The 25,178-nt window shown below is 63.1% G+C and carries 19 protein-coding genes, 1 tRNA gene and 1 pseudogene; 14 read left to right on the forward strand and 7 right to left on the reverse strand.

Annotation, left to right across the window (positions count from 1 at the left end; translation table 11 throughout):
- Positions 1-80: 80 nt before the first annotated feature.
- Positions 81-983, reverse strand: a complete 903-nt coding sequence (galU, locus tag NKJ06_RS26315) for a UTP--glucose-1-phosphate uridylyltransferase GalU (RefSeq protein ID WP_502899241.1) — start codon at positions 981-983, stop codon at positions 81-83.
- A 208-nt stretch (positions 984-1,191) separates the two neighbouring features.
- Between galU and NKJ06_RS26320 the strand changes: the two genes are divergently transcribed.
- Positions 1,192-2,412 carry a lytic murein transglycosylase gene (locus NKJ06_RS26320; RefSeq protein ID WP_352632772.1) on the forward strand — a complete coding sequence of 407 codons (1,221 nt, stop codon included), beginning with the start codon at positions 1,192-1,194 and terminating at the stop codon, positions 2,410-2,412.
- Between the two features lie 128 nt (positions 2,413-2,540).
- The gene (locus NKJ06_RS26325; RefSeq protein WP_352632771.1) at positions 2,541-3,755 is read left to right on the forward strand and encodes an SGNH/GDSL hydrolase family protein; all 1,215 of its coding nucleotides are present in this window, start codon (positions 2,541-2,543) and stop codon (positions 3,753-3,755) included.
- 30 nt (positions 3,756-3,785) lie between these two features.
- Here the strand turns inward: NKJ06_RS26325 and NKJ06_RS26330 are convergent, their stop codons facing one another.
- Both NKJ06_RS26330 and gltB read right to left on the reverse strand, forming a co-directional pair.
- A complete protein-coding gene (locus tag NKJ06_RS26330; protein ID WP_352632770.1) occupies positions 3,786-5,240 on the reverse strand; it encodes a glutamate synthase subunit beta in 1,455 nt (484 codons plus the stop codon).
- A gap of 140 nt (positions 5,241-5,380) precedes the next feature.
- Positions 5,381-10,102 carry a glutamate synthase large subunit gene (gene gltB / locus NKJ06_RS26335; protein ID WP_352632769.1) on the reverse strand — a complete coding sequence of 1,574 codons (4,722 nt, stop codon included), beginning with the start codon at positions 10,100-10,102 and terminating at the stop codon, positions 5,381-5,383.
- 500 nt (positions 10,103-10,602) lie between these two features.
- Here gltB and NKJ06_RS26340 point away from each other — a divergent pair, with 500 nt between their 5' ends.
- Complete coding sequence (locus NKJ06_RS26340) at positions 10,603-11,652, forward strand: threonine aldolase family protein (protein WP_352811143.1); 1,050 nt, start codon at positions 10,603-10,605, stop codon at positions 11,650-11,652.
- Between the two features lie 63 nt (positions 11,653-11,715).
- Here the strand turns inward: NKJ06_RS26340 and NKJ06_RS26345 are convergent, their stop codons facing one another.
- Complete coding sequence (locus NKJ06_RS26345) at positions 11,716-12,183, reverse strand: Hsp20 family protein (RefSeq protein WP_109659260.1); 468 nt, start codon at positions 12,181-12,183, stop codon at positions 11,716-11,718.
- 478 nt (positions 12,184-12,661) lie between these two features.
- Here NKJ06_RS26345 and NKJ06_RS26350 point away from each other — a divergent pair, with 478 nt between their 5' ends.
- The 4 genes from NKJ06_RS26350 to NKJ06_RS26365 all read left to right on the forward strand — a co-directional run bounded on the left by NKJ06_RS26350 (position 12,662) and on the right by NKJ06_RS26365 (position 15,345).
- A complete protein-coding gene (locus tag NKJ06_RS26350; RefSeq protein ID WP_352632767.1) occupies positions 12,662-13,639 on the forward strand; it encodes an alpha/beta fold hydrolase in 978 nt (325 codons plus the stop codon).
- 371 nt (positions 13,640-14,010) lie between these two features.
- Positions 14,011-14,166: a hypothetical protein gene (locus NKJ06_RS26355; protein ID WP_352632766.1), complete on the forward strand. Its 156-nt coding sequence runs from the start codon at positions 14,011-14,013 to the stop codon at positions 14,164-14,166.
- A 3-nt stretch (positions 14,167-14,169) separates the two neighbouring features.
- Complete coding sequence (locus NKJ06_RS26360) at positions 14,170-14,403, forward strand: YjiS-like domain-containing protein (RefSeq protein WP_352632765.1); 234 nt, start codon at positions 14,170-14,172, stop codon at positions 14,401-14,403.
- Positions 14,404-14,511: 108 nt separating this feature from the next.
- Positions 14,512-15,345: a helix-turn-helix transcriptional regulator gene (locus tag NKJ06_RS26365; RefSeq protein ID WP_352632764.1), complete on the forward strand. Its 834-nt coding sequence runs from the start codon at positions 14,512-14,514 to the stop codon at positions 15,343-15,345.
- A gap of 27 nt (positions 15,346-15,372) precedes the next feature.
- Here NKJ06_RS26365 and hisN read toward each other — a convergent pair whose 3' ends face one another.
- Both hisN and NKJ06_RS26375 read right to left on the reverse strand, forming a co-directional pair.
- Positions 15,373-16,146 (reverse strand): histidinol-phosphatase, encoded by a 774-nt coding sequence (gene hisN / locus NKJ06_RS26370; protein WP_352632763.1) that lies wholly within the window; start codon positions 16,144-16,146, stop codon positions 15,373-15,375.
- Positions 16,147-16,540: 394 nt separating this feature from the next.
- Positions 16,541-17,482 carry an N-formylglutamate amidohydrolase gene (locus tag NKJ06_RS26375; protein WP_352632762.1) on the reverse strand — a complete coding sequence of 314 codons (942 nt, stop codon included), beginning with the start codon at positions 17,480-17,482 and terminating at the stop codon, positions 16,541-16,543.
- Between the two features lie 164 nt (positions 17,483-17,646).
- Between NKJ06_RS26375 and cpdR the strand changes: the two genes are divergently transcribed.
- The gene (cpdR, locus tag NKJ06_RS26380; RefSeq protein WP_006199474.1) at positions 17,647-18,009 is read left to right on the forward strand and encodes a cell cycle two-component system response regulator CpdR; all 363 of its coding nucleotides are present in this window, start codon (positions 17,647-17,649) and stop codon (positions 18,007-18,009) included.
- A gap of 116 nt (positions 18,010-18,125) precedes the next feature.
- Positions 18,126-18,200 (forward strand) — tRNA-Val (locus NKJ06_RS26385).
- Positions 18,201-18,539: 339 nt separating this feature from the next.
- Here the strand turns inward: NKJ06_RS26385 and NKJ06_RS26390 are convergent.
- Positions 18,540-19,694, reverse strand: a complete 1,155-nt coding sequence (locus NKJ06_RS26390; protein WP_352632761.1) for a dihydrodipicolinate synthase family protein — start codon at positions 19,692-19,694, stop codon at positions 18,540-18,542.
- Between the two features lie 241 nt (positions 19,695-19,935).
- Between NKJ06_RS26390 and NKJ06_RS26395 the strand changes: the two genes are divergently transcribed.
- From NKJ06_RS26395 to NKJ06_RS26415, 5 genes and pseudogenes are all read left to right on the forward strand, one after another.
- A complete protein-coding gene (locus NKJ06_RS26395; protein WP_352632760.1) occupies positions 19,936-20,994 on the forward strand; it encodes a LacI family DNA-binding transcriptional regulator in 1,059 nt (352 codons plus the stop codon).
- On the forward strand, positions 20,991-22,007 hold the full coding sequence (locus tag NKJ06_RS26400; protein ID WP_352632759.1) for a Gfo/Idh/MocA family protein: 1,017 nt from the start codon (positions 20,991-20,993) through the stop codon (positions 22,005-22,007). Before NKJ06_RS26395 ends, NKJ06_RS26400 begins: the two co-directional genes overlap by 4 nt.
- Positions 22,004-23,605 carry an acyl CoA:acetate/3-ketoacid CoA transferase gene (locus NKJ06_RS26405; RefSeq protein ID WP_352632758.1) on the forward strand — a complete coding sequence of 534 codons (1,602 nt, stop codon included), beginning with the start codon at positions 22,004-22,006 and terminating at the stop codon, positions 23,603-23,605. Before NKJ06_RS26400 ends, NKJ06_RS26405 begins: the two co-directional genes overlap by 4 nt.
- On the forward strand, positions 23,598-24,374 hold the full coding sequence (locus NKJ06_RS26410; protein WP_352632757.1) for an enoyl-CoA hydratase/isomerase family protein: 777 nt from the start codon (positions 23,598-23,600) through the stop codon (positions 24,372-24,374). Before NKJ06_RS26405 ends, NKJ06_RS26410 begins: the two co-directional genes overlap by 8 nt.
- 9 nt (positions 24,375-24,383) lie before the next feature.
- Positions 24,384-25,073 (forward strand): annotated as a pseudogene (locus NKJ06_RS26415) (aldehyde dehydrogenase family protein); the annotation flags it as partial.
- Between the last annotated feature and the right edge of the window lie 105 nt (positions 25,074-25,178).

The following is a 25,178-nucleotide window of genomic DNA, read 5'->3' on the forward strand; positions in this document are numbered from 1 at the left end:
ACCCTCCGGTGAGTGCTGCAGCTTGGTAACTCCAGTCTCCTCGGTCCGGTCCGAATGGACAACCCTCTGAAAGCTCACACCTAGGCGGCGCCGCGCCTCTCCGACGGTCTTATCTCATCGAGAAGCGTGCGGATTACGCCGGCCATGTTCCCGTTCATGTCGCTGCGCCACAGCGCGAAGGCGACATTGGCCTCGACAAAGCCTTCCGGCGATCCACAATCGAACGTGCGACCTTGATAGTGATAGCCATAGAAGGCTTGCTGCTTTTCCAGCTTCAGCATCGCGTCGGTGAGCTGGATCTCGTTGCCGGCGCCCTTTTCCTGGCCTTCGAGGATCTTGAAGATCTCGGGCTGCAGGATGTAGCGGCCGTTGATGTAGAGATTGGACGGCGCGGTGCCGGTTTTTGGCTTTTCCACCATCTCGGTGATGCGGAAGCCGTGATGCGTATCCTCACCACGGCCGACGATACCGTATTTGTGGGCTTCGGCGGGATCGCATTCCTGCACGGCGATGATGTTGTTGCCGGTTTCCTCGTAGAGCTCGACCATTGCTTTCATGCAGCTCTTCTCCGACTGCATGATCATGTCGGGCAACAAAAGCGCGAAGGGCTCGTCGCCGACGAGCTCGCGGGCGCACCAGACGGCGTGGCCGAGCCCCATCGGCACCTGCTGGCGTGTGAAGCTGGTCTGCCCCGGCGCCGGCTGCAGCCGTTGCAGGCGGGCGAGCTGATCGTCCTTGCCGCGCTGGGCCAGCGTGTCATAGAGCTCGAACTGGATGTCGAAATGATCCTCGATGACGGCCTTGTTGCGGCCGGTGACGAAGATGAAATGCTCGATGCCGGCCTCGCGCGCTTCATCCACCACATACTGGATGACTGGTCGGTCGACGACGGTCAGCATTTCCTTGGGGACAGCCTTGGTGGCCGGGAGAAACCGTGTGCCGAGACCGGCGACCGGGAACACTGCCTTGCGAACTCTCTTCATGCTGTCAATTATCCGTTTGATGGCCAGCTCCGCAATCCCCGTTTCAAGACATTTTCACGCCGGAATTGAGGATTACTGGGTGATAGGGGGGAACGTTACCAGTAAAGCTTCGAGGCGTCTTTTCCTTCCCGGCGGCACCTATGGTAAACTAATTCCTAACCTGGTTCGGCGATGAATGGTCTTTCCTGAGACAGAGAAGGAGGAAAAGATGTCCGTTCGCAATGCCGCAAAACGTTTTACCAGCGTCATAGCGGCAGCCAGCCTCTCGCTCGCCCTGCTGATGCCCGGCCCCGCTTTCGCCGATGCCGGCTTCCGGCAGTGGGTTGCCGGCTTCCGCGCCACCGCCGTGCAGAGCGGCGTTTCCGGTGCCCTTTACGACCAGGCCTTCAGGGACATCAGGGATATTGACCCGGTGGTGCTGGAAAAGGCGCGCACGCAGCCTGAATTCACGGCCCCTGCCTGGGACTATTTCGACAACCGCGTCCACGACCAATCGGTCTCCGTCGGCCAGCAGATGGCCAGGAAATGGAAGCCGTGGCTGGACAGGATCGAGTCAAGGTTCGGCGTCGACCGCTACATCCTGCTGGCCATCTGGTCGATGGAATCGAACTATGGCGAGATCCTCAAGCGCGACGACATCATGCGCAATGTCGTGCGCTCGCTGGCGACCTTGGCCTATGCCGATCCGAAGCGGGCGAAATTCGCCCGCACCCAGCTGATCGCCGCGCTTAAAATCCTGCAGACCGGCGATATCGACGAAAGCCATCTGAGCGGATCCTGGGCCGGCGCCATGGGCCACACCCAGTTCATCCCGACCAGCTATCTGCACTATGCCGTCGACATGGACGGCAACGGCAAGCGCGACATCTGGAATTCTATCCCCGATGCGCTGGCGACGGCCGCCAACCTGTTGAAGAAGAATGGCTGGCAGGCCGGCAAGACCTGGGGCTACGAGGTTGCCGTGCCTGCCGGCAAACTTCCCGGCGGCTCCAAGACGCTGTCGCAATGGCAGGCTCTCGGCGTGGTCAGGGCCAACGGCAAGCCGTTCAAGAACGGCTCCGACAAGGCGACGCTGAAGGTGCCCGACGGCCGCAGCGGGCCAGCCTTCCTGATGATCAAGAATTTCTCGGTCATCAAAGCCTACAACAATGCCGACAAATATGCGCTTGCCGTCGGTCTTCTTGCCGACGAGATCGCCGGCTCCAGCGGTCTCGTGCAGGACTGGAAGCGGCCTTTCACCAAGCTCACTTTCGAGGAAAGGCAGGAGCTGCAGAAGCGGCTTTCCCAGCATGGCCTTTACGATGGCAAGTTCGACGGCAAGATCGGCGACGGCTCGAAGTCAGCCATCATGGCCTTCCAGGCCAGCGCCGGCCTGGCCCAGGATGGCTATCCGAGCATGGAAGTGCTGAAGTGGCTCCGGCAGAAATAGAGCCGCCTGCGGTGCCGCGCGGCCTTTCGGGCGCGCAAAGGACACTGTAGCAATCTGGTTGGCGCGGCATTTCCCGAAAAATCGATGCGATTTTTCGGCAGGACTGCGCCAAGGGATGGAGGAAACGATTGGCTTCGGCTCCGCGCATCGCAGGACTTGTCCGTCGCATGCCGGTGCTCATTCTGGCCATCGTCGTGCTCGCCGTCGGCGTGGCTGGCGCCTTTCATGCGCCGGCCATGGCGCAGGAGCAGCAAAACCACGGCTGGTCGTTGCGCGACCTCCTGTTTCCGCGCCGCAGCGAGCGGTTCGAGCCGCCGCTGGATATCCAGAGGGCAAGGCCCAGGCCAAAGGCGAAAAAACCCCGGGCGCCGCGCCCGCCCGCGGAACCGGAAACCCCGGTGGTCGAGAAGGCGCCGGACGCCCGAACCGTCCTTGTGGTCGGTGACTTCATGGCGGCGGGCCTCGCCGAAGGCCTCGACACCGCCTTTGCCGGGAATGCGGGCGTCAGGATCGTCGTTCGCAGCAATGGTTCGTCCGGCTTCGTGCGCGACGACTTCTACAACTGGCCCGAACAGATCAAGTCGCTGATCGAGACCGAAAAACCCGCCGCCGTGATCGTCATGCTGGGCTCCAACGACCGCCAACAGATGAAAGTCGGCGACGTGCGCGAACAACCACGTTCCGAGACCTGGACCAAGGAATATGACCGTCGCACCGACGCGTTCGGCAGAGCCATCGCCGCGACCAAGGTGCCTTTCCTGTGGGTCGGCATGCCGGCGTTCCGGGTACCGAAGATGACCTCAGACATGCTTGCCTTCAACGACATCTACCACCAGGCAGCCGATAGCCACGGCGGCGAATTCGTCGATATCTGGGACGGCTTCGTCGACGAGAACGGTGCCTTCGTCACCAGCGGTCCCGACATCAACGGCCAGCCGGTGCGACTGCGCGCCGATGACGGCATCAACGTCTCGAAGGCAGGCAAGCGCAAGCTCGCCTTCTATACCGAAAAACCGTTGTTGAAGATTCTCGGCCTGACCGCGCCGGGAAGCGTGGTCACGGCTTCCGCTCCGGCGGGCGCTCCCGTGGAGGCGCCGGCACCGGCCGCGGCCCCCATCGTCATCGACCGCACCGCGCCGATGCTGCTCAGCGATCCGGCACTCGATGGCGGCTCCGAGCTGCTCGGCGCGGCACCGCCGCCTAAGGCCAACCCTGACCTGCCGGGTGAAAAGCTCGTGGTCGAAGGCAAGGCCCCGGCGGCTTCCCCCGGCCGCGCCGACGATTTCTCCTGGCCGCCGAAGGCTGCAGCCGCGACCGACACCACGACCGCGATCAATCGTTAGTATCGCAGAGCGGCTCTGAGGCCGTTTGGCTCAGCGCGGGAGAACGCTCGATCCCATCAATGCCTCGTCGATCGAGCGTGCCGCCTGGCGGCCTTCACGGATCGCCCAGACGACCAGCGACTGGCCGCGGCGCACGTCGCCGGCCGCATAGAGCCTGTCGACGCTGGTGCGATAGTCACGGTCATTGGCCTCGACATTCCTCGAGCGGCGGTTGTCGGTGACGATCTTCATCTCACCGTCCAGCTCTGTCGCCACACCGGCCTTCGCCGGTCCGGCAAAACCGATGGCAATGAAGGCGAGATCGGCGCGGATGACGAATTCGCTGCCGGCGATCGGCTTGCGCTTGTCGTCGACCTCGCAGCACTTGACGCCGGTCAGCTGGCCTTCCTCGCCGATGAATTCGAGTGTCGCCACCTGGAATTCACGCTCCGCGCCTTCGGCCTGCGAGGACGAAGTGCGCATCTTGGTCGCCCAATAGGGCCAGACCGAAAGCTTGTCTTCCTTCTCAGGCGGTTGCGGACGGATGTCGAGCTGGGTGACGCGCACCGCACCCTGGCGGAAAGCCGTGCCGACGCAGTCGGACGCGGTATCGCCGCCGCCGACGACGACGACATGCTGGCCGCCGGCGATGATCGGGTGCGACGGCCACGCCACCGACTGGATCGGTTCGCCGCCGACCCGCCTGTTCTGCTGCACCAGATACGGCATCGCGTCGTGCACGCCGCCGAGATCGTCGCCGGGAATGCCGGCCGCGCGCGGCGTTTCGGACCCGCCGCAATAGAGCACGGCATCATGTTCGGCGAGCAGCTCCGCAACCGGCTTGTCGACACCGACATTGACGCCGCAATGGAAGGTCACGCCCTCGCCCTGCATCTGCTCGATGCGCCGGTCGATATAGTGCTTCTCGATCTTGAAATCGGGAATGCCGTAGCGCATCAGCCCGCCGGGCCGGCTTTCGCGCTCATAGACATGGACGTCGTGGCCGGCGCGGCCGAGCTGCTGGGCAGCCGCCATGCCGGCTGGGCCGGAGCCGATGACGGCGACACGCTTGCCGGTCTTCTTCTCCGGCGGATAGGGCCTGATGTGGCCGGTTTCATAGGCCTTGTCGGCGATCGCCTGCTCAACCGTCTTGATGGCGACGGGAATGTCCTCGAGGTTCAGCGTGCAGGCTTCCTCGCAGGGCGCCGGGCAGATGCGGCCGGTGAACTCCGGGAAATTGTTGGTCGAATGCAGGTTGCGGATCGCGTTGTCCCAGTCGCCATTGTAGACGAGGTCGTTCCAGTCGGGGATCTGGTTGTGGATCGGGCAGCCCGTCGGTCCGTGGCAGAACGGAATGCCGCAATCCATGCAGCGCGCGGCCTGTTTCTCGACCTCCTTGTCCGACATCGGCAGCGTGAATTCACGGAAATGCCGGATGCGGTCGGAGGCCGGCTGGTACTTGTGCACCTGCCGGTCGATTTCGAGAAAGCCCGTTACCTTGCCCATAGTCCAGTTCCTGCTGTCCAGATGGTGCGGTTTTCGCCGCACCCGTTAACCTCTTGAGGCAGCCATGGCAACCTTTCGCACGAGGTCAAACTATCGATGAAGACGGGCCGGGAAACCTGGGCCTCCCGGCAATTCCAAATCTATTCCGCCGCCACGCCCATGCGCATGCGCTCCATCTCGATCAGCGCGCGGCGGTATTCGACCGGCATGATCTTGCGGAATTTCGGCCGGAATGTCGTCCAGTCGTCGAGGATCTCGCGACCGCGCACCGAACCGGTGTAGTGCACATGGTTCGAGATCAGCTGGTAGAGCCGCTCCTCGTCATGGCTGGTCATGTCGCCGGACACGTCGACGCGACCCTTGTGATCAAGGTCGCCGCCATGGTGCAGCAACCTTTCCATCAGGTCGTCTTCTTCCGGAACCGGCTCCAGCTCGACCATCGCCATGTTGCAACGCTCGGCGAAATCGCCTGCCTCGTCGAGCACATAGGCGACGCCGCCCGACATGCCGGCGGCGAAGTTGCGGCCGGTCTGGCCGATGACGACGACGATGCCGCCGGTCATGTACTCGCAACCATGGTCGCCGACGCCTTCGACGACTGCCGCCACGCCCGAATTGCGCACCGCGAAACGCTCGCCGGCGACACCGGCGAAATAGGCCTCGCCCTCGGTCGCGCCATAGAGCACCGTGTTGCCGACGATGATGGAGTCCGCCGCGACGATCTTGGCCTCTTCCGGCGGCCGGATGACGATGCGCCCGCCCGACAGGCCCTTGCCGACATAGTCGTTGCCGGCGCCGACAAGCTCGAACGAGATGCCGCGCGCCAGGAACGCGCCGAAGGACTGGCCGGCGGTACCGGTGAGCTTCACCGAGATCGTGTCCTCGCGCAGGCCCTTGTGCCTGAAGCGTTTGGCCACTTCGCCCGACAACATGGCACCCGTGGAGCGGTCGACATTGCGGATGTCGACCTCGATCTTGACCGGCTGCTTGCTTTCGAGCGCGGGCTTCGCCAGTTCGATCAGCTTGCGGTCGAGCACGTCGTCGATCGGGTGCTTCTGCCGCTCGGTCCAGTGCGATGCCTCATGCGGGGCATCCGGCTTGAAGAACATCTTCGAGAAATCGAGTCCACGCGCCTTCCAGTGTACGATCAGGTCACGCTTTTCCAGAAGGTCGGTGTCGCCGATGATCTGGTCAATATGGGTGTAGCCCATCTCGGCAAGCAGACCGCGAACCTCTTCCGCCACGTAGAAGAAGAAGTTGATGACATGCTCGGGCGTACCCTTGAAGCGCTTGCGCAGCACCGGATCCTGCGTCGCGACGCCGACCGGACAGGTGTTGAGATGGCACTTGCGCATCATGATGCAGCCGGCCGCGATAAGCGGCGCGGTCGAGAAGCCGAACTCGTCGGCGCCAAGCAGCGCGCCGATGATGACGTCGCGGCCGGTGCGCAGACCGCCATCGACTTGCAGCGCCACACGCGACCGCAAGCCGTTCAGCACCAGCGTCTGATGCGTCTCTGCAAGGCCCATTTCCCACGGACTGCCGGCATGCTTGAGCGAGGTCAGCGGCGAGGCGCCGGTACCGCCATCATAGCCGGAGATGGTGATGTGGTCGGCGCGCGCCTTGGCGACGCCCGCCGCAACCGTGCCGACGCCGACTTCCGAGACCAGCTTGACCGACACGTCGGCCGCCGGATTGACGTTCTTCAGATCGTAGATCAGCTGCGCCAGATCCTCGATCGAATAGATGTCGTGATGCGGCGGCGGCGAGATCAGCCCGACGCCCGGCGTCGAATGCCTGACCTTGGCGATGGTGGCGTCGACCTTGTGGCCGGGCAGCTGGCCGCCCTCGCCGGGCTTGGCACCTTGCGCAACCTTGATCTGCATCATGTCGGAATTGACGAGGTATTCGGCCGTGACGCCGAAACGACCCGAGGCGATCTGCTTGATCGCCGAGCGTTCGGGGTTCTTGCCGCCGCCAGGCAACGGCAGATAGCGGTCGGCCTCTTCGCCGCCCTCGCCGGTGTTCGACTTGCCGCCAATCTGGTTCATGGCGCGCGCCAGCGTGGTGTGCGCCTCGCGCGAGATCGAGCCGAACGACATCGCTCCGGTCGAGAACCGCTTGACGATGTCGGCCGCCGGCATGACATCGTCGAGCGCGACCTTCTTGCGGCCGGTCTCCTGCGCCAGCTTGAGCCTGAACAGGCCCCGAATGGTCTGGGCGCGGGCCGTCTCGCTGTCGATCTGGGCGGAATAGTCCTTGAACGTCTCCCATGATCCCTGGCGAACGGCGTGCTGCAAGGTGGCGACCGCGTCGGGCGACCACATATGCGCCTCGCCGCGCATGCGGAACATGTATTCGCCGCCGACCTCGAGGCTGTTGCGCAGCACCGGGTCGTTGCCGAAACCGTCATTGTGGCGGCTGAGCGTCTCGGTCGCGATCTCGTCCAGCCCAACGCCTTCGATCAGCGTAGCGGTGCCGGTGAAGTATTGCTGCACGAAATCGGTCTTCAGCCCGATCGCGTCGAAAATCTGCGCACCACAGTAGGACTGGTAGGTCGAGATGCCCATCTTGGACATCACCTTGAGGACGCCCTTGCCGATCGACTTGATGTAGCGCGAGACGACTTCGTAGGCGTCCACTTCCTTCGGCAGCTCGCCACGCTTGTGCATGTCGAGCAGCGTATCGAAGGCTAGGTACGGGTTGATCGCCTCGGCGCCATAGCCGGCAAGGCAGCAGAAGTGATGCACCTCGCGTGGCTCGCCGGATTCGACGACGAGGCCGACCGAGGTGCGCAGCCCCTTGCGGATCAGGTGATGATGGACCGCGGCCGTCGCCAGAAGCGCCGGTATGGCGATGCGGTCCGGCCCGACCTGGCGGTCGGACAGGATGATGATGTTGTAGCCGCCGGCGACCGCCGCCTCCGCCCGCTCGCACAATCGGTCGATGGCGCCCTGCATGCCCGCGGCCCCTTCGGCGGAGCCATAGGTGATGTCGATCGTCTTGGTGTCGAAGCGGTCCTCGGTGTGGCCGATGGAGCGGATCTTTTCGAGATCGCCATTGGTCAGGATCGGCTGGCGCACCTCGAGCCGCTTGCGGCGCGAATTGCCGACCAGGTCGAAGATGTTCGGCCGCGGTCCGATGAAGGACACCAGGCTCATCACCAGTTCCTCGCGGATCGGATCGATCGGCGGGTTGGTGACCTGGGCGAAGTTCTGCTTGAAATAGGTGTAGAGCAGCTTCGACTTGTCCGACATCGCCGAGATCGGCGTGTCGGTACCCATCGAGCCCACCGCTTCCTGGCCTGTCGTCGCCATCGGCGACATCAATAGCTTGGTATCTTCCTGGCTGTAGCCGAACGCCTGCTGGCGATCGAGCAGGCTGACGTCCCTGCGCAATTCGCGCGGCTCGACCGGCTTCAGATCTTCCAGGATGAGCTGCGTGTTGGCGAGCCAGGTCTTGTAGGGATGCTTGGCCGCGATCTCCGACTTGAGTTCCTCGTCGGAGACGATGCGCCCCTTCTCCAGGTCGATCAGAAGCATGCGGCCGGGTTGCAGACGCCACTTCTTGACGATCTTCTCCTCCGGCACCGGCAGCACGCCGGCTTCCGAGGCCATGATGACGCGGTCGTCGTCGGTGACGATGTAGCGCGCCGGGCGCAGTCCGTTGCGGTCGAGCGTGGCGCCGATCTGGCGGCCATCGGTGAAAACCACCGCCGCCGGTCCGTCCCACGGCTCCATAAGTGCCGCATGGTATTCGTAGAAGGCCTTGCGATCGGCATCCATCAGCTTGTTGCCGGCCCAGGCTTCCGGGATCAGCATCATCATGGCGTGGCTGAGGCTGTACCCGCCCTGGAACAGGAACTCGAGCGCGTTGTCGAAGCAGGCGGTATCGGATTGGCCATCGTAGGAGATTGGCCAAAGCTTCGAGATGTTGTTGCCGAACAGTTCGGAATCGACCGAAGCCTGCCGCGCCGCCATCCAGTTGTTGTTGCCGCGCACGGTGTTGATCTCGCCATTGTGGGCGACCATGCGATAGGGATGCGCCAGCTTCCACGACGGGAAGGTGTTGGTCGAGAAGCGCTGGTGGACGAGGATCAGCGCGGTTTCGAAGCGCGGATCGACCAAATCCTTGTAATAGGCACCGACCTGATAGGCCAGGAACATGCCCTTGTAGACGACGGTGCGCGCCGACAGCGACACGCAATAGGCGCCGATGTCCTTGTTGTCGTTCTCGGCATACATGCGGCCCGATATGACCTTGCGCAGCAGATAGAGCCTGGCCTCGTACTCCTCGTCGTCGGTAATGTCTGGCGTGCGGCCGATGAAGATCTGCCGATGAAACGGCTCGGACGCCACTATCTCAGGCGCCTTCGACAGCGACGAATTGTCGACGGGCACGTCACGGAAACCGATGAGCGGAAGCCCCTCGGATTGCGCCGATTCGGCAATGATGTCCTCGATATGGGCGCGAAGTGCCGCGTCCTGCGGCATGAACCAGTGTCCGACGCCGTATTGACCCGCCGGCGGCAGGTCGATGCCCTGGGCCGCCATTTCCTCGCGGAAGAAACGGTCTGGAAGCTGCACCAGCACGCCGGCGCCATCGCCGACCAGCGGATCGGCGCCGACGGCGCCGCGATGCGTCAGGTTTTCGAGCACGGCCAGCCCGTCCTTGACGATCTGATGCGACTTCACGCCCTTCATGTTGACGATGAAACCGACGCCGCAGGCGTCATGCTCGTTGCGCGGATCGTAGAGGCCTTGAGCCGAAAAACCGGTGTTGGATCGGAGCATATTTTTGACGGTTGCCGCTTTCGTCTGCGCGGCCTGGCCGTTCGTCGCAGAGTGCGTCATGTCCGTCATCTCCTGTCCTCCATTCCAGCCCTTCGGGCGCTGGTTTGCCTCGGCAAGCGCTTGGCTCACCCTGATCCTTGTGGCACGTCTTGCGAAATCCTTGCCGAACCAAGCGGCTTTCCGCATGGTTCGTATTCGTACAGGCCAGATTGAGGCCGTCCACCTGTCGCTCGCAGCAACAGCCGGAGAGGCCCAAATGATACGCCAATCCAGCTCGTTTTGTGCGACAAAATAAGACAGCACTACTGTCCTAAATTTTTATGACAGAAATCACGGACGCACACAAGACCGATTCACAAAAAACTTGGACCGTTCGCGACAGAAAATTACGTGAAGTTGAGGAAAAACGTAAGGTTCAGTCGCGGGCTGCTGCCTTGCCAGCTGACTGGCTTTACCGATTTTCCGACGTCTGGCCCCTTGCGATCAGCGCGCGAAACCGGTCAACTTCAGGCTGATTTCCCCAAAACCCGATTTCCCCAAAACCCGATTCCCAAGACATAGGCAGATGCATGTTCTTCGCTTCCGACAATTGGGCAGGCGCCCATCCCAATATCGTTGCCGGCCTGTCGGCCGCGGCCGGCGGCTTTTCCACCGCCTATGGCGACGGTGCGCTCGACCAGGTGGTCTATCAGCGCTTCAGCGAGATTTTCGAACGCGAGGTCGCGGTGTTCTTCGTCGCCACCGGCACGGCCGCCAACTCGCTGGCGCTGACCGCTTACAACAAGCCAGGCGGCATTTCCTTCGCCCACCGCGAATCGCATGTCATCGAGGACGAATGCGGCGCGCCGGTATATTTTTCCGGCGGCTCGCGCCTGCATGAGATCGATGGCGCGCTGGGCAAGATCGACCCGCACAATCTGGAAAGGACCATTGGCCGTTTCGCGTCCGAAATCGTCCATTGGGGACGTCCAATGGCTGTTTCGATCACCCAGTCGACCGAGGTCGGCACCATCTACGGGCTGAATGAGATCGAGACGATCTCGGCGATCGCCAAACGACATTCGGTGCCCCTGCACATGGATGGCGCCCGCTTCGCCAACGCGCTGGTCGCGCTCGAGACGACGCCAGCCGAAATGACCTGGAAACGCGGCGTCGACATCCTCTCCTTCGGCGGCACCAAGAATGGCTGCTGGTGCGCCGAGGCGATCGTGCTGTTCGATCTCGACCGCGCCAGGGAACTGGCCTTCCTGCGCAAGCGTGCCGCCCAGCTGTTTTCGAAATCGCGCTTCGTCGCGGCGCAGTTCGAGGCCTATTTCAGGGACGGCTTGTGGCTGGACACCGCCCGCCACGCCAACGCCATGGCCGCGCGCCTTGCCGCGGCGATCGAGGATTCGGCCACGGCCAAGCTGGCATGGCTGCCGCAGGCGAATGAGGTGTTCGCGGTGATGAAGAAGGACGAAGCCGAAAAGCTGCAGGCGGCGGGGGCTGCCTTCTACGACTGGCACAAGCCGTATGGCTTTGACGGCCACATCGGTGAGGACGAGTTGCTCTATCGCTTCGTCACCAGCTTCGCGACGACGGCCGACGAGGTCGATCGGTTCGGCCAGTTGATCGCTTGATGTCCCGGACAACAAAAAAGGCGGCGCCTTTCAGCGCCGCCTTTGCCTTGGGAGGCTATTGGTTTAGTTGGCGGTCTTTGCCTCGATCTGCTTGGCCTTGGCCGAAGACGCCGTAATGGCTATCTTGCGCGGCTTCAGCTCTTCGGGGATGTTTCGCTTGAGGTCGACGAAGAGCAGGCCGTTCTTCAGCGAAGCACCGACGACTTCGACGTGGTCGGCAAGCTGGAAGCGGCGCTCGAAAGCCCTCGAGGCAATGCCACGGTAAAGCAGTTCGGAGCCTTCGCCGGTGCCTTCGTCCTTGCGCTCACCTTTCACGGTCAACACATTGCGATGGGCTTCGATCGAGATTTCCTCGTCCGAGAAGCCGGCAACCGCCATCGAGATGCGATAGGAATCCTCGCCGGTGCGCTCGATGTTGTAGGGCGGATAGGTCTGCGCGCCATCCGGCTGCGCAAGCGAATCGAGCATGGTGAAGAGACGGTCGAAGCCGACGGTCGAACGATAGAGCGGGGAAAAATCAACGTGACGCATGAGGTGTTCTCCTGTTGAGCAACATGGTTTGCGTATGGCCGGCGCGAAACCCTTGAGCGGCGTTTCGGATGGACCAGCGGCCCCGACATTGGCGGCCGCATTAGACATTTGGGGAGCGCTCGAAAGCATTTCAAGATTTCGCCCAGCGGCAAAAGCCGTGCGGCTGGTTCTTGATGAACGGCAGATGAACCGACGCTTCGGCGCGCGTTCAGACAGCCGGCGCTAAAGTGCACTCCAGGATCAAGGACTGGCGGCGCCGATTGTACAATAGGCACCGCAACGAGGCCGACCGGGTGTTAACGTCCCTTCCTCCCGGATCGACAGAGGCCGGAAGCACGCTTTCAAGCGGCTTCCGGCCTTCCCCGTTGCAGCCTCCCGTCACCGGGAATTCCTTGGCTTTTTGCGCTTGGGCGTCTATCACCTTGGCGGAGCCGGCCAGCGCAGGCGGGCATGCGAGACGCCGAGCACGAAGCGCCGAATGACGGATCTTTTCACCGAGAACTCCCTTTTTCACGAAATTGAAGGCAATCCGCGGCCGGAAAACGCCACCGGTGGCTTCTTCACTACGCGTGACCGCAAGAATATCCGCTACGGCCTGTTCGGCGCGGTCGCTCGCCCGATGAGGGGCACCGTGGTCCTCCTCACCGGCCGCAACGAGTGCATCGAGAAATATTTCGAAACCATCCGCAACCTTGCCGATCGCGGCTTTGGCGTTGCTACCCTCGACTGGCGCGGCCAGGGCGATTCCGACCGGCTGATCCGTGATCGCCAGCGCGGCTATGTCCGGAGCTTCCGCGACTATACGGCGGACCTCGAACAGTTCTTCGAGGAGATCGTGCTGCCCGATTGCCGTGGGCCGTACTACATCCTGGCGCATTCGGCGGGCGCATTGATAACCCTCCTTGCCGTACCCTCGATGGTGAACCGTGTGCGGCGCATGGTGCTGATCGCGCCCTTCCTGACGCTGCCCGATCTGCCGGTCTCGATATCGACGGTTCGCCGCGTCTGTTCGCTATTTTGCGCTGTCGGCCTCGGCCGCCTATACGCCGCGTGGGGTCCGCGGCCGAAGGCAACGGCCCCCTTCGAGACCAACAAGCTGACGTCGGACCCGGAGCGCTATCGGCGCAACACACGAATTTACGAAGAGTACCCGCAACTGGCACTTGGCGGCCCCACGATCCGCTGGCTTAAGGCGGCCGCCGAGGCATCCGAAGCCGTCAGTGATCCCGACTTCATGGCTCGGATACAGGTTCCCTTGCTGATAATCGCCGCCGGCGCCGACCAGGTCGTCTCGACCAAGGCCGTGGAGGCCTACGCCAGGCGTCTGCGGCTCGGTTCGCTGCTGATGATCGACGGCTCCCGTCACGAAATCCTGCAGGAAGCCGACATCTACCGCGAGCAATTGCTCGCCGCTTTCGACGCCTTCATCCCAGGCTCTGACGATCCGACGGCCTGACGGACGCCGATTACCGGCTTACGCCCGACGGGCAAACCCCATGATCCAGTTGGTTCCCAAGCGGCGCCGCCATCCGCTGAAAAGGCCTGCTCCCGGCGCACGGACTGCTCTGTGATGCCTGACCACAGGAACCGGATCGGGCGCCCGTCGAAGACATCCTCGCACAGGAACGTGCCGTCGACGAACGCTCCGCGCATCTGGTTCCCCCTCTGCATTGCCCCTTCCATAGACGGCGCCTACTGACACCGCGTTGTCAGTTGCGTGAGCCAGCCAGCGGCCGCGGCACGCAAAGTGCTAAAGATTCTGACAGCCGCGTCGTTCCGGAATGCTCAATCTGCCCGCGTCGAACTGAACGCCATGGAGATGAGATCATGACCGAGAAAACCTGCGCTGCCTGCGATTGCCAGTTGGACGCCAACCCGATCCGCGTCAAGGTCGGCGGCAAGACCGTCGAAGTCTGCTGCGAGGAGTGCGCACTGGCGCTAAACGAAGCCGGCGCCTCCGCGGCCGGCACTAGTGAGGATTGAGCGATGCGTTCGGACCATACAGCAGCAATTCCGGCACGGGCGCCGACGATCCACACCGCAACCATGCGGCATTTCCTGAGTGTACAATTCATTGCGGCGGCCGGCTGGATCAACCGCCAGATGGAGAGACGCCGAAGCCGTCGCGCTTTGCTCGAAATGACCGACGACCAGCTCAAGGACATCGGTCTGTCGCGCGGCGAAGCCTACTCTGATTCTCTGCGCCGGCTGTGGGATTGAGGAGCGGCCTGTCTGGAAGTCTCCTGACAGGAACGGACGGGTCGATTGCGTAGAGTGCCCTCGCAAGGCCGGAACCATGTTTCGGCGCAAGGAAAGAGCTCAACGGCCATGTCACAATTCACCGTGCAAGCGCTTATGGACACCGGCACTGTCAGGGTGCGCGACGTCGTCTGCAGCGGCGAATGCCGGCACAGGGGCGAAGAGGAGTGCACGTCGGCCACGCACCTGGTGTTTCCCTACCGCGGCGTCTTCGTGCGCCATGTCGGCCGCAACGACGCCGTGGCCGAAGCCAATCAACTGCTGTTCTTCAACGAGGCCGAAGCCTATCAAATCAGCCATCCCGTGGAGGGCGGCGATTCCTGCCTCGATCTCGTCATCGAGGAGGCGCAGTTGCTTGAACTGGCGCCGAAGGAACAGTTGCGCATCGGCGGTGCCGCTCCAGCGTTTCGCCGCCAGCGCCGGCGCATCGACCCGCGAGCACAGGCTTTGGTGGCGTTGCTGCGCCACAGCCTGAGCCGCAAAATCGCCGAAACACTCGAGGCCGAAACCCTGGCACTGACGCTGGTTCGGCGCTCTCTTGGCGAGCGCACCTCGCATGTCGCCGGCGCCAGCGCTGGACGGCAGAAGCTGGTCGACCGCGCCAAGCTTGTGCTGTCCTCGGATCTGTCACGACGCTGGACACTGGCGGAAATTGCCGCCGAGGTCGGCGTCTCGCCGGTCTATCTGACGCAGGTCTTCCAGCAGGTCGAGGCCATGCCGCTCTATCGCTATCATCTGCGCCTGCGGCTGGCGAGTGCACTCGACCTGCTTGGCCGCTACGACAATCTCACGACACTGGGTATGGACCTTGGCTTCTCCAGCCACAGCCATTTCAGTTCCGCCTTCAGACAGGTTTACGGGCGCACGCCGGCCGAGTTCCAGCGCTCGATCAGGTCGCGCTGACGCAATTCCGAGAGAAGTGTGAAGCGGTCAGCCGCGTAGCGCTGCCATCGCGGCCGCATGAAGCTCTGGCGTCGCCGCTGCTAGCACATCGCCGCCATTTTCCGCCGGCCCGCCATCGAATGTGGTGACGACGCCACCGGCCTTCTCGATGATCGGGATCAGCGCGACGATGTCGTAGGGCTTCAATCCGGGATCGGCGACAATGTCGACGCTTCCCGAAGCGATCATGGCAAAGGCATAGCAATCGGCGCCGTAGCGGGCGAGCTGGATCTGCTTTTCGAACTGGTCGTAGCGATTGCGCGCCTCGCCCTTGAACAATGCCGGCGTGGTGGTGAACAGCGTCGCCTCGGCGAGTTTCGTCGTCTTGCGGGTTGTCAGTTTTCGCGGCCCACCCGGCCCCTCATAGTGGGAGCCCGAGGCGTTGGCGTAGAAGAGTTCGCCGGTGAAGGGTTGAGACATCATTCCGGCAACGGCGTCGCCGTCGACCGTCAGCCCGACCAGCGTCCCCCACACCGGCAGGCCGGAAATGAAGGCGCGCGTGCCGTCGATCGGGTCGATCACCCAGACATGCCGGCTCGAAATGTTCTCGCTGCCGTGTTCCTCACCCAGAATACCATGGTCGGGATACTGCGCTGAGATCAGCGCGCGGATGGCGCGCTCGGCCTCGTGATCGGCCTCGGTGACCGGGTCGAAACTGCCCTTTTCCTTGTTGGCCACAGCACCCTGGCTGCGAAAGCGCGGCAAGGTCTCCGCCGCCGCCGCCTGCGCGATGCGGCGCATGAAATCGATGCTGATGTCCAACTGATTCTCCCGCATTGCAGCATGCCCGAGCCGTGCTCTGCCGCCGATTTTATGCCAAAACAAGGGTATTCAACGATTTTTCCGTGACGACATCTGTTGCCCAGATGTCACACAAGCGTCGTCGAAACGCAATTTCCACATCAGAGTGAATTAAAAAAGCCTGAAGGTCGCTTGACATTTGTGCAGCGCACAATAACCTTAGCCTCGGACAGGTTCTCCTGTCCATGCCCTCCTTGGGCGTTTCCTCCCTAGACTTCGACCGTATCGTGCAAACGATGCGGTCTTTTTTTACGCCGCGATTTCCAATGCATGTCACCCAAAAGCATGCCCACGGGCCTGCCCCGAGGGTGCGCAGCGGTTTGGTGCAACGACACGCATGAAAACAAGGCGGATTTCACTCCGCGGCCAGTGGCAGGTCGATGAAATGATGGTCGGGCATCGACATCAGGTCGGCTGAAAATCGCGTCAAATCGTCGGCCAGCGCATCGAAGCCGGCTGCCTTCTCGAATGTCCGCTCGTTCATGTAGAGCCCGCGATTGACCTCGATCTGCAGCGCATGCAGATGACGCGCCGGGCGGCCGTAGTGTTCGGTGATGAAGCCGCCGGCGTAGGGTTTGTTGTGGGCGACCGTATAGCCCATGGCGGTGAGCAGGCCGATCGCGGTCTCGGTCAGGGCTGCGGTGGCCGAGATGCCGAAACGATCGCCGATGATGAAGTCGGGCCGCAGGCCGTTGTCGCCGACACGGATGCTCGCCGGCATCGAATGGCAATCGATCAGCACGGCGAAGCCGAAGCGCGCATGGGTTCTGGTCAAAAGCCGCTTCAGCGTCTCATGATAGGGCTTGTAGACGGCTTCGATGCGGGCAACGGCTTCGGCCAGCGGCAAGCGGCCGGGATAGATGTCGAGCCCCTCGCCGACCAGCTTCGGCACCGTGCCAAGTCCGCCGGCAACCCGCGCCGAGCGGATGTTGCAGAAGGACGGCACTGGCTCGGCGAACATGCGCGGATCGAGCTCCCACGGCTCGCGGTTGACGTCGAGATAGGCGCGCGGAAAATTCGCCGCCAGCATCGGTGCGCCGAGTGCGACGGCGCCGCCGAACAGCTCATCGACGTAACAGTCTTCCGACCGACGGATGGCGTTGCGGTCCAGCCTTGCCATGGCAAGGAAGCGTTCGGGATAGTAACGGCCGCTATGCGGTGAGTTGAAGAGGAAGGGAACGCGCTGCTCGGCGCCCGACCGGATTTCGAAGGGTGGAAAGACCGAAAAATCATCGGCTGCCGTCTTCAATTTGAACGAACCCGAAAACACCAGTGCATCATGATGTGAAGGTGCCACCTTGCTGGCCGCGTGTCCAGCATTTCAGCGGCCGCGCGCCGCCGGGCAAATATGGATCATCGCCCACCTCGTTCACTTGATGTTTACCCTCACCTCCTCATATACAGGATGGTTAACGGGCTTGCCCAACGGCAATCTCGAGCGGGTGATTCGGACGGGATATCATGGCACGCATTCTTCTGGCGGAAGACGACGACGATATGCGTCGGTTCCTCGTCAAGGCGCTTGAGCGCGCCGGTTACCAGGTCAGCGATTTCGACAATGGCGCCAGCGCCTATGAGCGGCTGCGCGAGGAGCCGTTCTCGCTGCTATTGACCGACATCGTCATGCCGGAGATGGACGGCATTGAGCTGGCACGCCGCGCCACCGAGATCGATCCTGATTTGAAAGTCATGTTCATCACCGGATTCGCCGCCGTTGCGCTGAACCCGGATTCCAAGGCGCCGAAAGACGCCAAGGTGCTGTCGAAGCCGTTCCATCTGCGCGATCTCGTCAACGAGGTCGAGAAGATGCTTCAGGCAGCCTGAGCCGCTTTCCAAGCGAGGCGCCGCACCTCTTCGCCGCTGCGGCGAGACGACGCCTTCTTTCCTTTTTCCTGCTATTGACGCGCTGGATCAAAAATGGTGTATGCGCGGCTTCGGATGGGCGTGTAGCTCAGCGGGAGAGCACTGCATTGACATTGCAGGGGTCACAGGTTCAATCCCTGTCACGCCCACCATCCAACCCAGACAATCGGACTTAGATCGACGTCCCGGCCGGCTCGCCAGAGTTGGACAATGTCGTTCGCTCCAAGGGAAGCTGGCGGTGAGCTTTTCGAGCGCAACGCGCCCGTCCGGGCGGTGACCGGTACGGGCCACGGTCGATCAGATCATTCGCGCCTCGGGAGAAATTGGGTCAAAAGAAATTGCCTACCCGCAAATTATTCCGTGCTCGCGCGACGACGGAAGGGCTGATGAGACCTCTATGCGCGCAAGCCATCATTTGAGACAGGCTCGGCGTTCGCGTGACAGCAAGTCCCATACGACCGGCTGCTTCGAGGGCCAGCCTCGTCGCGGACCTAGACGCCCGCCACGGCGCAAAGATTCTTCATCCTGGCAACCGCCAGGTCCGGATCGGCCAGCAACCCTGCCTGGTCGGCAAGGCGGAATACATCGGCATAGTGACGGATGCCGCGCGCCGACTGCATGCCTCCGACCATCGCAAAATGATCCTGATGGCCGTTCAGCCAGGCCATGAAGACGATGCCGGCCTTGTAATATTCGGTCGGCGCCTCGAAGATTTTTCGCGATAGCGGCACGGTCGGCGCCATCAAGGCGTCATAGCCGGCGCAGTCCCCATCCGCCAGTTTCGCCAGTGCTGCATTGGCGACCGGTGCGATGGCGTCGAAAATGCCGAGCAGCGCATGCGAATACCTTTGCCCGTCGCCGGCGATCAGTTCGGGGTAGTTGAAGTCGTCACCGGTGAACATGACGACGCCATCCGGCAGGCGATTTCTGAGCGCGACCTCCTTGCCGGCATCGAGCAGCGAGATTTTTATCCCTTCCACCTTGTCGGAGTGGCGTTCGATGATGGCGACGACGGTGTCGAGCGCGGCCTCGAAATCGCTGCTGCCCCAGTAGCCCTCGAGCGCCGGATCGAACATGTCGCCCAGCCAATGCAGGATGACTTTGCCGGAGGCCTGGCCGAGGATGCGGTCGTAAACATGCACATAGTCATCCGGGCCCTTGGCTGTCGCCGCGAGCGCCCGGCTGGCCATCATGATCGCCTTGCCGCCCAGCCCTTCGATGAAAGCGAACTGCTGCTCATAGGCGGTGATCACGTCATCAAGCGTCCTGGCAGCGGCCGGCGCCAGATGGTCGGTGCCAGCGCCCGAGGCTAGGTCGGCGCCATCGACGGTACGCGCCTCGGCGATCGAGCGGCGGATCAATTCCTGCGCATTTGTCCAGTCGAAACCCATGCCACGCTGCGACGTGTCCATCGCCTCGGCGATGCGGAAGCCGAGCCGCCACAGATGGTGCCGGAACGCCATCGTCCTGTCCCAGTCGACCACCGGCCCGGACCACGGATCGGTCATCGCAAGCGGATCGGCAACGACGTGCGCGGCGGCATAGGCAATGCGCGAAAACCGCGCGCCGATCACCGGCTGCACCGGCTGGCCGGCAAGCGTATAGCGGGCGCTGCGGCCATTCTCACCAGGCAAGGAAATGTCCATCGAGCTCTCCCTTTGCCGCGCCTATAAATGGAACGTTCCAATAAATCAAGAACCTTTAAAATTCAGAGTTCATTCACAGGCAAATGCTGCATCGCAGCACGGAAAGCCTTGCAGGCTATGCCATTTGAGTACGCACAATTGATTTTTTCGGCTGAGAAGAAATCTGGATTGACTCGGGATCGAACCGATGATTAGAACGTTCCAATAAAACTTGATCACAAAGTTGGGAGGGTGCATCTCGATGGCCAGCCGGGCCAAGGCGACGATATTCGACATCGCCCGTGAAGCAGGCGTGTCCAAATCGACGGTATCGCTCGTGCTCCAGGGCAGCGGGCTGATCCGGCCTGAGACCGCAAGCAAGGTGCGCAAGGCGATCGAGGATGTCGGTTACGTCTACAACCGCGGCGCCGCCAATCTGCGCAAGGCTCACTCCAACGTCATCGGCATGGTCATCAACGATCTCACCAATCCTTTCTTCGCAGAACTGGCGGTCGGCATGGAGCGCGTCTTCCAGTCGGCCGGCATCGTGCCGTTCATCGCCAACACGGCGGAAAATCCGGTGCGCCAGGAAGAAGTTCTGAAATCGCTGATGGAGCAAGGCGTCGCCGGCCTCATCGTGTCGCCGGCCCGCGGCACGACGCCGGGCGCCTTCCGCAGGATCGAGACGGCGGGCCTGCCGGTGGTCTTCGCCATGCGCCGGCTACCGGAAAGCCGCATTCCCGTGATCGCACCCGACAATCATCGCGGGGCTTATCTCGCCACCGCTCATCTGATCGGCAAGGGACATCGCCGGCTGGTCTTCTTCGGCGGCTCGTCCGATCTGGTGGTCTATCACGAGCGGCTTGGCGGATTTCGCGAAGCCTGTGAGACGCAGGGCATCGCCGCCCGCGACGCACTTGTCGTCGAAGGCGAGACCAGCCGCAGAGGTGGTATCGCGTGCCTGGAGACCGCTCTCGCGATGGCTGAGCCGCCGACCGCGGCACTCTGCTTCAACGACGCCGTCGCCTTTGGCGCCATGCTGGCGCTGCGCAAGCGCGGACTTGAGCCGGGCGCGGATTTCGCCGTCGTCGGCTTCGACGACGTGGCCGAGGCCGAGCACTATATGCCGGCTCTGACCAGCGTCGCGGTGGACTCGGCGGGCCTCGGCGAACGCGCCGCCCATGTCATGCTGAAAATGATCCAGTCGCGCACCACCCGCGCCGAAGACCATATCGGCGCGGTCAATCTCGTGGTCAGGGAAAGCTGCGGCCCGGATCGCCGCGCTCGAAACAGGCCCGCGGGTTCGGGGGACGCGGCATGAGCGTCAAATGGGGCTTGATCGGCGCCAGCACGATCGCCAGACAGTTCATGATCGACGCCATCCGTGCGCAAGGCGATGGTGAGATCGCGGCGGTGATGAGTTCCAGCCCCGAGCGCGCCACCGCCTATGCCGGGGAAAACAACATTCCGCTTGCTGTCTCGACGCTTGATGCCCTACTCGGCGCCGACATCGACGCCGTCTACATCTCGACCACCAACGAATTGCATCTCGAACAGGCGCTCGCCGCCATCAAGGCGGGAAAGCACGTACTGTGCGAAAAGCCGCTGGCGCTAAGCAGCGCCGATGCGCGCACGATGGTCGCTGCCGCCAGGGCTGCCGGCATCGTGCTCGGCACCAACCATCATCTGCGCAATGCCGGCGCGCACCGCACCATGCGCGAGGCGATCGCCGCCGGCCGCATCGGCAAGCCGATCGCCGCGCGCGTCTTCCATGCCGTCTATCTGCCTGAGAATCTGCAGGGCTGGCGCATTGCCAAACCCGAAGCAGGCGGCGGCGTGGTGCTCGATATCACCGTGCATGACGCTGACACGCTGCGTTTCGTGCTCGGCGACGATCCGGTCGAGGTTTCCTGCTTCACGCAGTCGGCCGGCATGGCCGGCAGCGGGCTGGAGGATGGCGCCATGTGCATCTGGCATTTCAAATCGGGTGTCATTGCGCAGTCGCATGAGGGCTTCACCACCAAATTCGCCGGCACCGGCTTCGAGGTGCACGGCTCGGAAGGCTCGCTGATCGCCAGCAATGTGATGACTCAGAAGCCGATCGGCTTGGTGCTGCTGCGCACGGCAGCAGGCGAAGAGGAATTGAGCTTCGACCGCGAGGATCTTTATGCGCGCTCCGTGCGCCAGTTCCATGCTGCGATCCATGGCGAGGGCCAGCCAGCCGCCACCGGCGAGGACGGCATCTGGTCGCTGGCTTCGGCTGAAGCGGCATTGCAATCGGCCAGCTCCGGCAGGGCCGTCAAGATCGACCCGAAACTCGGGAGCATGAATTGAACAAGGTCGTTTCCGCATCTGAAGCCGCAATCCTGATCAAGGACGGCATGGTCGTGTCGGTGTCCTCGTCAAGCGGCCTCGGCTGCCCGGACGCCGTGCTGGCAGCCATCGGCGAGCGCTTCGATAGCGAAGGCCATCCGAAGAACATCACTACGCTGCACCCGATCGCCGCCGGCGACATGTATGGCATCAAGGGCATTGACCATCTGGCCAAGCCCGGCCTGCTGAAGCGCACTTTGTGCGGCTCCTATCCGTCCGGCCCCTCCTCTTCCGAACCGCCGCAGATCTGGAAGATGATCGGCGACAATTCGGTCGCCGCGTACAACGTGCCATCCGGCATCCTGTTCGACATGCACCGCGAGGCAGCCGCCAAGCGGCCGGGCGTGCTGACCAAGGTCGGTCTCGACACCTTCGCCGACCCCCGCCACCAGGGCTGCGCCATGAACGCCGCCGCCAGCGAGCCGATCGTATCGGTGCAGCAGTTCGACGGCGAGGAATGGCTCTATTTCCGCTCGATCGTGCCTGATGTTTCGATCATCCGCGCCACCACGGCGGACGAGCGCGGCAACCTCACATACGAGCATGAGGGCGCCTATCTCGGCGGCCTCGAACAGGCGCTGGCTGCCCGCAACAATGGCGGCGTCGTCATCGCGCAGGTCAAGCGCGTCGTCGAGAACGGCACGCTGAAGCCGCATGACGTACGCGTGCCCGGCGTGCTGGTCGACCATGTCGTCGTTGCGCCCGACCAGTTGCAGACCACGCTGACGCCTTACGATCCGGCAATCTCGGGCGAGATCTTCCGGCCGCTGTCGAGTTTCCGCAATGCCGAGATGAATGTCCAGAAGGTGATCGCGCGCCGCGTCGCCATGGAACTGCGCGACGGCATGGCCGTCAACATCGGCTTCGGCATTTCCGCCAATGTGCCGCGCATCCTGCTCGAGGAAGGCCAGCACGGCAAGGTCACCTGGGTCATCGAACAGGGCGCGGTCGGCGGCGTGCCGCTGCTCGACTTCAAGTTCGGCTGCTCGTCGAATGCCGACGCCTTCATGCCCTCGCCGCACCAGTTCATCTATTTCCAGGCCGGCGGCTTCGATGCGTCACTGCTGTCCTTCCTGCAGATCGACCGCCATGGCTCAGTCAATGTCTCGAAGCTTTCGGCGCGGCCGCATGTGACGGCTGGCGCAGGCGGCTTTGTCGACATCACCGCGCGGGCGAAGAAGATCGTCTTCTCCGGCTTCTTCAACGCCGGCGCCAAGCTCTCATTGGCCGATGGCGGCATCCGCATCGACCACGAGGGCAAGGTCAAGAAGGTGGTCGCGGAGGTCGAGCACATCTCGTTTTCGGGCAAGCGGGCGGTCGCGCAGGGGCAAGACATCACCTATGTCACCGAGCGCTGCGTGATGAAGCTGACGCCGGAAGGTCTGGTGGTAACTGAACTCGCACCCGGCATCGATCTACAGCGCGATGTAATGGCGCAATCGGAAATTCCGTTGGGCTTCGCCAAGGATCTCAAGACGACCCCGGAAGCGCTCTATCGCGACCAGCCGATCGGCCTGTCGCTGGATGGCGGCGCCTCGCTTGGAGGCGCGCATGGCTGAACCTCTCGTCACCTTCGAGCAGGATGGCGCCATCGGCATCGTCACGCTGCGCCGGCCGGAGAAATTCAACGCACTCGACATCCCGATGCTGCGCGCGCTGGAGACGGCGCTCGACGCGGCTGAGGACGAGGACGGCGTGCGTGTCGTGCTGCTGCGCGGCGAAGGCAAGGGCTTTTGCGCCGGCGGCGATGTCGAGGCATGGGCGCAGATGAGTGCGGCCGATTTCCAGGTGCAATGGGTGCGCTACGGCCACCGTGTCTTCGACCGGCTGGCGCGGCTGCGGCAGCCGACCATCGCCGTACTGTCCGGCCATGCGCTGGGCGGCGGGCTGGAACTGGCCGTGGCTTGCGATTTCCGCGTCGCGGAAACACAGGTGAAATTGGGCTTCCCCGAAACCTCGATCGGCGTCGTTCCGGGCTGGTCCGGCACGCAGCGCGCCGTGCGCCGCTTCGGTGCGCAGACAGTGCGTCGCATGGCGTTGGGCGGCGAAATCTTTCTCGCGCCCGAAGCACTGGCCCTGGGTTTGGTCGACCGGGTGGTCGAAACCGGCAAGGCACACGACGAAGCCAAGGCATGGGGAGAAAAGATCGCTGAGCGCGGACCACTGGCGACGGAAGCCGCCAAATTGATGATCGCGGTCGCTGAAGGCGAGGAAAGTGCCGCTGCCACGGAAGCGCTGGCCAGCGGCTTCATCGCCTTGACGAGCGACCTCAAGGCCGGTGTCGGCGCTTTCAAGACCAAGCAGAAGCCGGCCTTTTCGAGATCCTAGAGGAAACCCATGAACGCACCCCTCAAGATTTCCATGCCGGCCGAGGCGTCCGCAGCGCCGAAGGCGTACAAGCTGCTGATCGACGGCAAGCATGTCGATGCCCGTGACGGCCGCACGATTGCGCGCCAGAGCCCCGGCCACGGCTTCACCGTCTCGCACTATGCCCAGGCCGGCGAGGCCGAAGTGGAAGCTGCGGTGCAGGCTGCTCATAAGGCGTTCGAAACCGGCCCGTGGCCGCGCATGAAAGCGGCCGAACGGGCCGCGATCTTGCTCAAGGCGGCTGACCTGATCGAGACGCGGCTGGAGGAGATCGCCCGGCTCGACGCGCTGGAGTCCGGCAAGCCGATCGCCCAGGCGCGCGGCGAGATTGGCGGTGCCGTCGACATCTGGCGCTATGCCGCCTCGCTCGCCCGCACGCTGCACGGCGAATCCTACGCCAATCTCGGCGATGACATGCTGGGCGTCGTGCTGCGCGAACCGATCGGCGTCGTTTCGATCATCACGCCGTGGAATTTTCCCTTCCTGATCGTCAGCCAGAAGCTGCCCTTCGCGCTCGCCGCCGGCTGCACGGCGGTGGTCAAGCCGAGCGAGATGACCTCGGCCTCGACCTTCGTGCTCGGCGATATCCTGATGCAGGCCGGGCTGCCCGCCGGTGTCGTCAACATCCTTGCAGGTCTCGGGGCCGCCCGGCGGGCCCCCCCCCGGGGGGTCGCCCCCGGGGTGTAGGTGTGGTGGGGTTTTAAGAACTACCCCCACCCCACCCGCGCCGAAGGAGGGGGTGGGGGGGGGGGGGGGGGGGAAAAA

The organism is Mesorhizobium sp. M0293, from assembly GCF_040321735.1.
In the GTDB taxonomy this organism is placed as follows: Bacteria; Pseudomonadota; Alphaproteobacteria; order Rhizobiales; family Rhizobiaceae; genus Mesorhizobium.